The 11936-nt window shown below is 72.5% G+C and carries 10 protein-coding genes; 6 read left to right on the forward strand and 4 right to left on the reverse strand.

Annotated features, from left to right (window positions below):
* From BU197_RS11145 to BU197_RS11160, 4 genes are all read left to right on the forward strand, one after another.
* The gene (locus tag BU197_RS11145) at positions 1-981 is read left to right on the forward strand and encodes an alpha-ketoacid dehydrogenase subunit beta (RefSeq protein WP_188267540.1); all 981 of its coding nucleotides are present in this window, start codon (positions 1-3) and stop codon (positions 979-981) included.
* A 34-nt stretch (positions 982-1015) separates the two neighbouring features.
* Positions 1016-2485 (forward strand): dihydrolipoamide acetyltransferase family protein, encoded by a 1470-nt coding sequence (locus BU197_RS11150; RefSeq protein WP_188268129.1) that lies wholly within the window; start codon positions 1016-1018, stop codon positions 2483-2485.
* A gap of 223 nt (positions 2486-2708) precedes the next feature.
* Positions 2709-3362, forward strand: coding sequence for a GntR family transcriptional regulator (locus BU197_RS11155; protein WP_188268078.1), 654 nt, complete (start codon positions 2709-2711; stop codon positions 3360-3362).
* Positions 3359-4681: an MFS transporter gene (locus BU197_RS11160; protein ID WP_188268079.1), complete on the forward strand. Its 1323-nt coding sequence runs from the start codon at positions 3359-3361 to the stop codon at positions 4679-4681. Before BU197_RS11155 ends, BU197_RS11160 begins: the two co-directional genes overlap by 4 nt.
* Before the next feature lie 57 nt (positions 4682-4738).
* Here BU197_RS11160 and BU197_RS11165 read toward each other — a convergent pair whose 3' ends face one another.
* Complete coding sequence (locus tag BU197_RS11165; RefSeq protein WP_188268080.1) at positions 4739-5566, reverse strand: maleylpyruvate isomerase family mycothiol-dependent enzyme; 828 nt, start codon at positions 5564-5566, stop codon at positions 4739-4741.
* Positions 5567-5721: 155 nt separating this feature from the next.
* Here BU197_RS11165 and BU197_RS11170 point away from each other — a divergent pair, with 155 nt between their 5' ends.
* Positions 5722-6546, forward strand: coding sequence for a carbon-nitrogen family hydrolase (locus tag BU197_RS11170; RefSeq protein ID WP_188268081.1), 825 nt, complete (start codon positions 5722-5724; stop codon positions 6544-6546).
* 82 nt (positions 6547-6628) lie between these two features.
* On the opposite strand, the gene BU197_RS11175 is transcribed toward BU197_RS11170, so the two are convergent.
* The 3 genes from BU197_RS11175 to BU197_RS11185 form a co-directional block, all read right to left on the reverse strand.
* Positions 6629-7120, reverse strand: coding sequence for an LURP-one-related/scramblase family protein (locus BU197_RS11175; protein ID WP_188268082.1), 492 nt, complete (start codon positions 7118-7120; stop codon positions 6629-6631).
* Positions 7121-7220: 100 nt separating this feature from the next.
* On the reverse strand, positions 7221-7967 hold the full coding sequence (locus BU197_RS11180; protein ID WP_188268130.1) for a DUF4239 domain-containing protein: 747 nt from the start codon (positions 7965-7967) through the stop codon (positions 7221-7223).
* An 8-nt stretch (positions 7968-7975) separates the two neighbouring features.
* Positions 7976-9589 (reverse strand): hypothetical protein, encoded by a 1614-nt coding sequence (locus BU197_RS11185; protein WP_188268083.1) that lies wholly within the window; start codon positions 9587-9589, stop codon positions 7976-7978.
* Positions 9590-9972: 383 nt separating this feature from the next.
* On the opposite strand from BU197_RS11185, the gene BU197_RS11190 reads away from it, so the two are divergent.
* Complete coding sequence (locus BU197_RS11190; protein ID WP_188268084.1) at positions 9973-11811, forward strand: NHL domain-containing thioredoxin family protein; 1839 nt, start codon at positions 9973-9975, stop codon at positions 11809-11811.
* Positions 11812-11936 lie beyond the last annotated feature (125 nt).

Consider the following 11936-nt stretch of genomic DNA (forward strand, 5'->3'; position numbering starts at 1 on the left):
ATGCCCGTACAGAAGCTTCCGCTCGCCAAGGCGCTCAACGAGTCGCTCCGCAAGGCGCTGGAGGACGACTCCAAGGTCCTCATCATGGGCGAGGACGTCGGCAAGCTCGGCGGTGTCTTCCGGGTCACCGACGGGTTGCAGAAGGACTTCGGCGAGGACCGGGTCATCGACACCCCGCTCGCCGAGTCCGGCATCGTCGGCACCGCGATCGGCCTCGCGCTGCGCGGCTACCGGCCGGTGGTGGAGATCCAGTTCGACGGCTTCGTCTTCCCCGCGTACGACCAGATCGTCACCCAGCTCGCCAAGATGCACGCCCGTGCGCTCGGCAAGGTCAAGATGCCGGTCGTCGTCCGTATCCCGTACGGCGGCGGCATCGGTGCGGTCGAGCACCACTCCGAGTCCCCCGAGGCGCTCTTCGCGCATGTCGCGGGCCTCAAGATCGTCTCCCCGTCCAACGCCTCGGACGCCTACTGGATGCTCCAGCAGGCGATCCGGAGCGACGACCCGGTCATCTTCTTCGAGCCGAAGCGCCGTTACTGGGACAAGGGCGAGGTCGACACCGAGGCCATCCCCGGCGAGCTGCACAAGGCCCGGGTGGCGCGCGAGGGCGGCGACCTCACGCTCGCCGCGTACGGCCCGATGGTGAAGGTCTGTCTGGAGGCCGCCGCCGCGGCCGAGGAAGAGGGCAAGTCGATCGAGGTCCTGGACCTGCGCTCGGTCTCCCCCATCGACTTCGACGCCATCCAGCGCTCGGTCGAGAAGACCGGCCGACTGGTCGTCGTCCACGAGGCCCCGGTCTTCTTCGGCTCCGGCGCGGAGATCGCCGCCCGGATCACGGAGCGCTGCTTCTACCACCTGGAGGCCCCCGTCCTGCGGGTCGGCGGCTACCACGCGCCGTACCCGCCGGCGCGCCTGGAGGAGGAGTACCTGCCCGGTCTCGACCGCGTGCTCGACGCCGTCGACCGCTCGCTGGCGTACTGAGGAGAGCCGCACCGTGACCATCCGCGAATTCAAGATGCCCGACGTGGGCGAGGGCCTGACCGAGGCCGAGATCCTCAAGTGGTACGTCCAGCCCGGTGACACCGTCGCCGACGGGCAGGTCGTCTGCGAGGTCGAGACGGCGAAGGCGGCCGTCGAGCTGCCGAGCCCCTTCGACGGCACCGTCCACGAACTGCTCTTCCCCGAAGGCACCACGGTCGACGTCGGCCAGGTCATCATCTCGGTGAACGTCGGCGGCGAGGCGGCCCCCGAGGCTCCCGCGACCCCGGCGGCGACCTCCGCCCCGGCGGCGACCTCCGCCCCGGCCGAGCCCGCCCCGGCTGCCCCGGACGCCGAGGAGGAGGAGCCGCAGGGCCGTCAGCCGGTCCTCGTCGGCTACGGCGTGGCCGCCAGCTCCACCAAGCGCCGGCCCCGCAAGGCCGCACCGGGCACGGCCGCCACCCCGCCCGCCCCCGAGCGTCCCGCCGCCACGCCCGCGCCCGCCACGCCCGTCGCCGTCTCCGTACCGGAGCAGCTCAACGGGCACGCGTCCGGTGCCGCACGGCCGCTCGCCAAGCCGCCGGTCCGGAAGCTCGCCAAGGATCTCGGGGTCGATCTGACGACGGTCACCCCGACCGGTCCCGACGGCGTCATCACCCGTGACGACGTGCACGCGGCCGCCGCCCCGGCGCCCGCTCCCGCCGCCGTCCCGGCACCGGCCCCGGTCGCGGAGCCCGTGGCCGCGCCCGTCGAGACCCCGGTCGCGACGCCGGACGCCGCTCCGGCCCTCGCTCCGGCGGTCGGCGTCCGGGAGACCCGTATCCCCGTCAAGGGCGTACGGAAGGCCACGGCGGCGGCGATGGTCGGCTCGGCCTTCACCGCGCCGCATGTCACCGAGTTCGTGACCTTCGACATCACGCGCACGATGAAGCTGGTCGAGGAGCTGAAGTCCGACAAGGACATGGCGGGCCTTCGGGTCAACCCGCTGCTCCTCATCGCCAAGGCCGTCCTCGTCGCGGTCAAGCGCAACCCGGAGATCAACGCGTCCTGGGACGAGGCCGCCCAGGAGATCGTGCTCAAGCACTATGTGAACCTGGGCATCGCCGCGGCCACCCCGCGCGGACTGCTCGTCCCGAACATCAAGGACGCGCACGCCCAGACCCTGCCCGAGCTTTCGGCCTCCCTGAGCGAGCTGGTCTCCACCGCCCGCGAGGGGAAGACGACCCCGGCGGCGATGCAGGGCGGCACCTTCACCATCACCAACGTGGGCGTCTTCGGCGTCGACACCGGTACGCCCATCCTGAACCCCGGCGAGTCCGCGATCCTCGCGGTCGGCGCGATCAAGCTCCAGCCGTGGGTCCACAAGGGCAAGGTGAAGCCGCGCCAGGTCACCACGCTCGCGCTCTCCTTCGACCACCGTCTGGTCGACGGCGAACTCGGCTCCAAGTTCCTGGCCGACATCGCCGCGATCCTGGAGCAGCCGAAGAAGCTCATCACCTGGGCCTGACACCCCGTCCCGGAGGGGGCCGTTTCACGTGAAACGGCCCCGCGCTTCCCGGGGGCCTGTGTTTCACGTGAAACACAGGCCCCCGGGAAGCAGTCCCGAGACGGCCCCCAGGTGGCCCCCGGATGGCGAATCCCCAGGTGGGGAGCGTCTTGGGGCACCGAGACCCCGTCCACATGGTGGACGGGGTCCTCTGTTGCACCCCTGTTGTATCTAAGCTGTGCGCATGCCATCAGCTCCTGTCAAGCAACCTCCTGCGGCCGACCGCGTCTACACCCATGTGAAGCAGGCCGTACTCGACCGGCGCTACGAGGGAGGCACCCTGCTCACGGAGGGGGAACTCGCCACGGCCGTCGGGGTGTCCAGGACGCCCGTCCGCGAGGCGCTGCTCAAGCTGGAGATGGAAGGGCTGCTCAAGCTCTACCCGAAGAAGGGCGCCCTGGTCCTCGCCGTCTCCGTCCAGGAGATCGCCGACGTCGTCGAGACCCGGCTGCTCGTCGAGGAGTTCGCCGTCCGCCGGGCCGTCCCCGCGCCCGCGCCGCTCATCACCCGGCTCGAAGAGCTGCTGGCGGAGCAGGAGCGCCGCGCCGCCGTCGGCGACCTCGCCGAAGTCGCCGTCATCGACCGCTGCTTCCACGCCGAGATCGTGCGCCACGCGGGCAACCAGATCCTCTCCCGCCTCTACGACCAACTGCGCGACCGTCAACTGCGCATGGGAGTCGCCGTGATGCAGTCCCACCCCGACCGCATCGCCAAGAACATCGCCGAACACGCCGGGATCCTCGACCGCATCAAGGCGGGCGACGCCGAGGGCGCCGCGCTCCACGTCCGAGGCCACCTCGGCTCGGTCAAGGCCCTGGTCAGGGGCGAGGACCGGTGAGCCGGGGCAGCCGCAACGGCTACGGCTCGGCCGTCACCCTCCCCGGCGACCCGCCCGGCGGCCGCCGGGCCGCCCTCGTCTGGGGCGTCGGCGTCGCCGTCTACTTCGTCGCCGTCATCTTCCGCACGTCCCTGGGCGTCGCCGGACTCGACGCCGCCGACCGCTTCGACGTCAACGCCTCCGCGCTCTCCACCTTCTCCATACTCCAGCTGCTCGTCTACGCGGGCATGCAGATACCCGTCGGCCTCATGGTCGACCGGCTCGGCACCAAGAAGGTCCTCGCCCTCGGCGTCGTCCTCTTCACCCTCGGCCAACTGGGCTTCGCGCTCTCCCCCTCGTACGGCACCGCGCTCGCCTCCCGCGCCCTCCTCGGCTGCGGCGACGCCATGACCTTCATCAGCGTCCTGCGGCTCGGCACCCGCTGGTTCCCCGCCCGCAGGGGCCCGCTCGTCGGACAGGTCGCCGCCCTCTTCGGGATGGCGGGCAATCTGGTCTCCACCGTCTTCATCGCCCGCGCCCTGCACGGTCTCGGCTGGACGACCACCTTCGTCGGCAGCTCGCTCGCCGGTGTCCTCGTCCTCGTCCTGATGCTCGTCTTCCTGAAGGACCACCCCGAGGGGTTCGAGCCCCAGCCCATGCCGCACGCGGGCGCCGCCTTCGTACGGCGTCAGATCGCCGAGTCCTGGCGGGAGCCCGGCACCCGGCTCGGCATGTGGGTGCACTTCACCACCCAGTTCCCCGCGATGGTCTTCCTGCTCCTGTGGGGGCTTCCGTATCTCGTCGAGGCGCAGGGACTCTCCCGCTCGGGCGCCGGAAGCCTGCTCACCCTGGTCGTCCTGTCGAACATGGTCATCGGCCTGGCGTACGGTCAGATCATCGCCCGCCATCACGCGGCCCGCGCCCCGCTCGCCCTCGGGACCGTCGCCGCCACCGCCCTGCTCTGGGCGTCGACCCTGCTCTACCCCGGCGACCACGCGCCGATGTGGCTGCTCGTCACCCTCTGCGTGGTGCTCGGCGCCTGCGGCCCCGCCTCGATGATCGGCTTCGACTTCGCCCGTCCGGCGAATCCGCCGGAACGTCAGGGCACCGCGTCGGGAATCGTCAACATGGGGGGTTTCATCGCCTCGATGACGACGCTGCTCGCCGTGGGCGTGCTGCTCGACGCGACCGGGGACGACTACCGGATCGCGTTCTCGTCGGTCTTCGTCCTCGAAGCCCTCGGCGTCGTCCAGATCCTGCGGCTCAAGTCCCGCACCCACCGCAGGGAACGCGAGCGGCTCGTCGCCAGCCGCGTGGAAGCCGTCCACGTACCGGTCTGAGCGGACCGGCCGCATCCGTGCGCCCGCCCGTGCCCGTACGGGAACGCCGGGAGGGGTTCAGCGGGGCGTCACCGCGAAGTGGTCGAGGATCGCCCGCGCCAGGTCCTCGTCGCCCTCCGCCTTGACCCGGTCGGCCACCTCGGCCGGCCGGACCCGCCCGCAGGCCAGACGTACGAACGTCTCCCAGTCCGTCGCCAGGGTCACCGCCGGGCCCAGCGAGGGCGTGCCGTCGATCGTCCCCCGGCCCTGCGCGTCGACCCGTACCGTCCGCAGGAACTCCACCGGACCGGTCACGTCGACGACCACCGCCGAGGACGCGGGCGCCCCCGCGTCCTTCGCGACCACCTTCGGCAGCGCTTCGAGCAGCACGTCCCGTGTGACGTGCGCGCCCGCCGAGTCCAGATTGCCCGGCACGCCGAGGGCCGCCCGCAGGTCCTGCTCGTGCACCCACACGTCGAAGGCGCGCATCCGGTAGGCCAGTTCCAGCGACTGCTCGGCGCCGAGGGGAGCGCGGATCAGCTGCTCGGGGGAACGGTTCTCGTTGCGGAGCTTGCGTGCCCGGCGGATCAGGACGTACTCCAGCTCCGAGGTCATCTCCGGCGCGGTGTGGTGCCGCCGCACATCGACCTGCACCTCCATATAGCGCGAGAAGTCACTGCGTACGTGGTAGAGATCGCGGGGGAGCGAGTGAATCGGCCGGGGATCGCCGAGCATCTCGGTTTCCATACCGATGACATGGGAAACGATGTCCCGGACGGACCAGCCCGCGCACGGGGTCGGCCGATTCCACTCCCTCTCCACGAGCGGCTGCACCAGCTCGGCTATCGCCTCGATGGAGTGGGTCCAGGCGTCGGCGTAATTCTGGAGGCTGGGATGGACGGTCACGGGACCCCTCGGCGGTTCTTCGGTGCGCGGGCTGAAAACACGACTGGGTGGGAGGCTTGAACGCTAAGTTACGCTGCCCGGAGGCACCCGGGCAGTGCTTTCGTGTGACGATCGTAGGCCGGTGTTGACGGCCCGAATGCCAGGACGGTGGTAGTGTGCGCGCCTCGCTGATCCAGATCGCGGTAGACCCGGACGAACCGGTCGACGCCCGTCGCGCCCGCGCGGCGAGCCTCGTCAGGGCGGAATCCGGCCATGCGGACCTCGTGGTCCTGCCCGAGCTGTGGCCCGTCGGAGCCTTCGACTTCGAGCGGTTCGCCGCCGAGTCCGAGCCGTTCCACGGACCCACCCACCGGGCGATGGCGGAAGCCGCCCGGGACGCCGGGGTGTGGCTGCACGCCGGTTCCTTCGTCGAGGCGGAGGGCGGCTCCCTCTACAACACCTCGCTGATCCTCTCCCCCGAGGGCGAACCCGTCGCCTCCTACCGGAAGATCCACCGCTTCGGCTTCGACAAGGGCGAGATGGTCCTGATGGCCCGAGGCGAGAAGCTCGTCACCGTCGATCTGCCGGAGCTGACCATCGGCGTCGGCACCTGCTACGACCTGCGGTTCCCCGAGCTTTTCCGGGGGCTCGTCGACGCCGGCGCGCAGGCGTTCGTCGTCCCGGCGGGCTGGCCCGCCCGCCGCCGCGCCCACTGGAGCCTGCTCGCGCGAGCCCGCGCGGTGGAGAACCAGGCGTACGTGCTGGCCTGCGGTACGGCGGGCACGCACGCGGGCGTCGAACAGGCGGGTCACTCGATCGTGGTCGACCCCTGGGGGGAGACGCTCGCCGAGGCGGGACCCGACGAGGAGGTGCTGCGGGTCGTCCTCGACCCGGCGAAGGTCACGGCCACCCGCGAGCAGTTCCCCGCCCTCAAGGACCGCGTCCTGGGCATCGCCCCGCCCGAGCCCCGCACGCACCGAGCACCAAGCGGTACCAAGTAGCACCGCGTAGCACCAAGCGGCACCGCGTAGTACCGCGTACGGCGAGCCCCGGTTCCGGGCCTCGCCGTACCGGCGGGGCGGGTCAGTCCTCGCGCTCCCGCTCCGCCATCCGGATGACGCAGACCGCGATCGAGAGGAGCAGCGCGGTGTCGGCGTCCTCGCGGACCACGTTCACCGCGTACGCCTCCCGGATGTGGAACCACTGCCGGGAGATGTGGGCCAGCAGTTCGCCCTCGTACTCGACGGTGAACTCCCGGTCCAGGACGCGCCCGCTGACGTCGAGGACGGTGCCTTCGGCGAGGGTCACCCGGAAGTGGTTGCGCAGCAGCGAGAGGCGTTTGCGGCGCACGGTCGCCAGCGGACGCTCGTCCCGTTCGATCGTCATCGTGTCCCGGAGCGCGAACAGCTTCTTCCGCAGGGTGACGAGGATGTGCCCGTCGGGGTCCTTCAGTTCCAGCGTGTCGCGCAGCCGCAGCGCCTTCCCGTCGACGAGGAAGGCGTGGCGCCCCCGCTCGTCCTCGATCCAGTAGTCGTCACCGATCGCGAAGATCTTGTCCTTTACGAGGTATTTCACGGCGGCTATGCCTGCCCCGGGGCGCCGGTTTCCTACCGTCCCCCGCCGCCCGTCTCCCGAAGGAGGGACGGCGGACGTCCTTCGGCCCAAGCGGACGGGCTCACAGGCCGAAGTAGCGGACGAAGGGCGTCGGGCTCGCGCCGAGCATCGCGCCGAACGGCGAGTCGAGTTCCTTGATGAGCACCACGGTGAAGGTGATGAACCCGGCCAGGCCCATCACCATCACCACATGGGTGGTGCTCCGTTTGATCCCGAAGAGGAACATGAACGCCAGGGTGAGCACACCGCCGAGGAGCAGCCCCACCCACAGCACCGAGGAGAGGCTTTCCTGCGCCGCGGCCTCCCGCCCGCGCCGGGCGTCGTCGACGTTGCTGATCTGGGCGAGCACCTCCTGCCCCGCGAGCTGCTCGGGCACCTTCGCCGAGTCGGTGACCTGGCCCGCCGCCCGCAGCCGGGACAGCAGCCGCCATCCCTCGGGCCCGAGGGGTTCACGCGCCTCCATCACCGGCCACTCGACGGTGACGACATGGCGGGCGTACGTCCGGGCCGCGTCGCGCAACGGCTGGCGCTGGGCGGCGGGGAAGGCGTCCGCGAGCAGATACGTCTGGTGCAGGGCGCTGGCCTCGGCCTGGACGTCGTCGGACGCGGCGGACCGGGTGTCCCAGACGGAGACCAGACAGAGCCCGAGCACGAGCGCGTAGAGCACCGAGACCATCATGGCGATGTACTCGGCGACGTCCTCGCGGGGCTCCTCGTCCTCGCCGACCGGGAACAGCCTGGTCTTGGCGAAGACGGCGGCGGCGGCGACGGCGGCGACGCCGAAGACGACGAAGAGCGTTTCGAACATGTCCACGGTCAGAACCTCCGTTTGCCGATGAGGGCGGCGGCGAGGGCCGCCGGGATCAGGAGCAGCAGCAGGATCGACACGACCCCGACCTCACTCGCCTGCCGCCCGCGCCGCCGGATCCGCGCGAGAAACCCCTCGTTCTCGGAGGCGGCCCGCCGGGCGGCGACGGAGGGGGTGGTGGCGCCGGTGGTACCGGTGGCTCCTGCGGTGCCGGTGCCGGCGTTGGTGCTTGCGGTGCTGGTGGTGCCGGTGCTTCCGGTGATGCCTCCTGTGCCAGTGCCGGTGCTTCCGGTGGCACCTTCTGTGCCGGTGGCACCGGAAGCACCACCTTCCCCACCGGATACGCCTCCGCCACCGGCTCCACCGGCTCCACCGGCCCCACCAGTTCCTCCAGCCCCACCAGCCCCACTGGCTCCTCCCGCCCCACCTCCACTTCCAGCACCACCCGCTCCACCTCCACCTCCACCTCCCGCTCCTGCACCACCCACGCCACCTCCCGCACCACCCACGCCACCTCCCGCACCACCCACGCCACCTCCCGCACCACCCACCCCGGCACCCCCTCCAGCCGCACCCCCGACCCCGCCGGCACCGACTCCCCCCGTCCCGCCCCCCGGCGGTACGCCAGCCCTGGGCAGGACGAGCCCCGGCACCACGAACCCGGGTACGGGCACCCCGGGGACCGCCACACCAGCCACACCAGCCACACCGGCCACGCCCGGCACAGCCGCCACGCCCGGCGCGGCGATCGGCCCGGCCGCCCCCGGCACCGGGGTGCCGCCCCCCGGCAACGCGGCGCCCGGCCCGGCAGGGGCTCCCGGGGCGCCCCCTACGGGTCCGGTCGGGCCCGTAGGGGGCCGCTCTCCCGGCACCGTGAAGTCCGCCGAGGCGTGCGCCACGAGGGTCGGCGCGGGGACGCGTTCGCCGTCGGGCCCGTAGGTGACGACCCGGTCGCTCCCGGAGGCGGTGCCGGTGCTCCGGTAGGTGCCAGGGGGGCGCCGTACGGTGCCGGTGCAGCGGGCGGAGGCGCCCGGGGCGAGGAGCGGGACGGTGCCGGGCCGCCCGGCGCAGTCGATGTCCCCGGCGCGCAGCCCGAGCGCGGGATCGGTCACCTGGACGGCGTGCAGGGGCCGGTCGCCCCGGTTGGTCACGGTGTAGACGAGGGCGGCCGAGGCGGCGCGCCCGGTGCCCGCCACGGTGACCTGCTCGGTGAGGGCGAGGGACGCGGCGATCCCGGTGTACCCGGCCGTGGCGGTGGCCTTGAGCAGCATCCCGAGGGAGGGGACGGAGCCCTCCGCCCGTACCGTTCCCCGGTGCCGCCCCGGGGCGGCGGTGAACCGGGCGACGCACTCGCGCTCCCCGAGCGCGGGGAGCGGGCCCCCGGGGCAGTGGACGGACCCGGAGGGGACCTCGGGGTCGACGACGCGCACCTCGTACAGATGCGCCTCGCCCCGGTTCTGGAGCCGGTACCGCTTCACGACCGGTCCACCGGCCCGTACGTCGGGCGGGTGGGCTCCGGTCTCGTCCCGCGCGTTGACGGTGACGACGAGCCGGAGGGCCGTGTCTCCCACGCCCCCGGCCCGCGCGGAACCGGCGGGCGGCGCGAGGGCGGAGAACAGCACGAGCCCGGACGCGACCCCGAGACGCAGGATCCGGGAGGTACCGGAGAGGACCCCGAGACGCAGGATCCGGGAAGTACCGGAGAGGACCCCGAGGAGAGGGGTCCGCGAGGGACCCGACGCGCCCCCGAGGCGAAGGACCCCCACAGGACCGGGCCCCCGTACAGGCTCGGCTACCCGCCCAGGCTCGGCCACCCGCCCAGGCTCGGCTACCCGCCCCGGCTCGGCCGCCCGCGCGGTCCCCCGTCGGCGGGAGTAGTCCGATGATCCGATTACATGCTCCGCCATCCCGCCATGCTGACCAGACTCCCGCGCGCCCCCGCCGCCGGACACGCGCCCCCGCCCCGCCCGGACCCCGGATTCCACCCGTACGGCACCCTTGTCCCATGAGCGACTCCGCCTCCGCGGCACCGTCCGCGACCACGCCCGCGCACCCGTCCCGCCGTGCCCGTGTCCGCGCCCCCGAGCTGATCGGCAAGGGCGGCTGGCTGAACACGGGAGGCGATCAGCTGACCCTCGCCGACCTGCGGGGAAAGATCGTCCTGCTCGACTTCTGGACCTTCTGCTGCGTCAACTGCCTGCATGTCCTCGACGAGCTGCGCGACCTGGAGGAGAAGCACCGGGACACCCTGGTGATCATCGGGGTGCACTCGCCGAAGTTCGTCCACGAGGCCGAGCACCAGGCGGTCGTGGACGCGGTCGAGCGGTACGAGGTCCACCATCCCGTACTGGACGACCCGGAGCTGACGACCTGGAAGCAGTACGCCGTCCGGGCGTGGCCGACGCTGGTCGTCATCGACCCTGAGGGGTACGTCGTCGCCCAGCACGCGGGCGAGGGGCACGCCAACGCGCTCCGCACGCTCGTCGAGGAGCTGGAGACCGAGCACGAGGCCAAGGGGACGCTGCGGCGCGGGGACGGCCCGTACGTGCCGCCGGAGCCGGTCGCCACCGATCTGCGTTTCCCCGGCAAGGCGGTGCTGCTGCCCTCGGGGAACTTCCTGGTCTCCGACACCACCCGGCATCAGCTCGTCGAGCTGGCGGCGGACGGCGAGAGCGTCGTGCGCCGGATCGGCGAGGGCGTCTTCCGCGAGCCGCAGGGGCTCGCCGCGCTGCCCGACGGCCGGGTCGTGGTCGCCGACACCGTCCACCACGCGCTGCGCGTGCTCGACCCGGAGACCGGCGGGATCGAGCGGGTCGCGGGCACGGGCAGGCAGTGGTGGCAGGGCTCGCCGACCTCGGGCCCGGCCCTTGAGGTCGACCTGTCGTCGCCGTGGGACGTGGCCTGGTGGCAGGGGAAGGTGTGGATCGCCATGGCGGGCGTCCACCAGCTGTGGACGTACGACCCGGAGACCGGGACCGTCGGGGTCGCGGCGGGCACCACCAACGAGGGTCTCGTGGACGGTCCGGCGGGCGAGGCGTGGTTCGCGCAGCCGTCCGGGCTCGCCGCCACCGAGGACCGCCTCTGGGTGGCCGACTCGGAGACCAGCGCGCTGCGCTGGATCGAGCGGGACGGCGACGGATACGCGGTGCGGACGGCCGTCGGCACCGGTCTCTTCGACTTCGGGCACCGGGACGGCGCCGCCGGTCAGGCCCTCTTCCAGCACCCGCTGGGCGTGACGGCGCTGCCGGACGGCTCGGTCGCGGTCTGCGACACGTACAACCACGCCCTGCGCCGCTACGACCCGGCGACCGGCGAGGTCACCACGCTCGCCACGGATCTGCGCGAGCCGAGCGACGCGGTCCTGGTGGACGGGGACATCGTGGTCGTGGAGTCGGCCCGGCACCGGCTCACCCGGCTGCGGCTGCCCGAGGAGGCCGTGCGGGTGGAGGCGGTCGCGCACCGGACCCGCCGCGAGGCCACCGCGATCGCCCCGGGACGGCTCCGTCTCGATGTCGTCTTCCGGGCCCCGACGGGGCAGAAGCTGGACGAGCGGTACGGTCCCTCGACCCGGCTCCTGGTCTCCTCGACCCCGCCGGAACTGCTGCTCGGCGGCGCGGGCACGGGCACGGACCTCTTCCGCGAGCTGGATCTGAACCCGGAACTCCCGGAGGGCGTCCTGCACGTCTCGGCGATGGCCGCGTCCTGCGACGACGACCCGGCCAACGAGTACCCGGCCTGCCATGTGCACCAGCAGGACTGGGGCGTCCCGGTGACGATCGCGGACACGGGCGTCTCCCGGCTCCCGCTGATCCTGGCGGGGCTGGACGAGGCGCCGGAGGACTGACCGGGCCGGGGCGGGACCCCGTGCGGCGGGCCGGGGGATCGTACGGTGGACGATCCCCCGGCCCGCAGCCGGTTGACGCGTTCGGTTGACGAGGCCGTTCGACGCGGTCGGCTGACGCAGCCGTT

Origin of the sequence: Streptomyces sp. CBMA291 (assembly GCF_014596525.1) — a bacterium.
GTDB lineage: Bacteria > Actinomycetota > Actinomycetes > Streptomycetales > Streptomycetaceae > Streptomyces.

What these genes read in the sequence shown, in the direction of transcription:
- BU197_RS11180 (WP_188268130.1), bottom strand. Translation starts at nt 7,967, where the DNA reads ATGTTCGAAACGCTCTTCGTCGTCTTCGGCGTCGCCGCCGTCGCCGCC.
- BU197_RS11150 (WP_188268129.1), top strand. Translation starts at nt 1,016, where the DNA reads ATGCCCGACGTGGGCGAGGGCCTGACCGAGGCCGAGATCCTCAAGTGG.
- BU197_RS11145 (WP_188267540.1), top strand. Translation starts at nt 1, where the DNA reads ATGCCCGTACAGAAGCTTCCGCTCGCCAAGGCGCTCAACGAGTCGCTC.
- BU197_RS11155 (WP_188268078.1), top strand. Translation starts at nt 2,709, where the DNA reads ATGCCATCAGCTCCTGTCAAGCAACCTCCTGCGGCCGACCGCGTCTAC.
- BU197_RS11190 (WP_188268084.1), top strand. Translation starts at nt 9,973, where the DNA reads ATGAGCGACTCCGCCTCCGCGGCACCGTCCGCGACCACGCCCGCGCAC.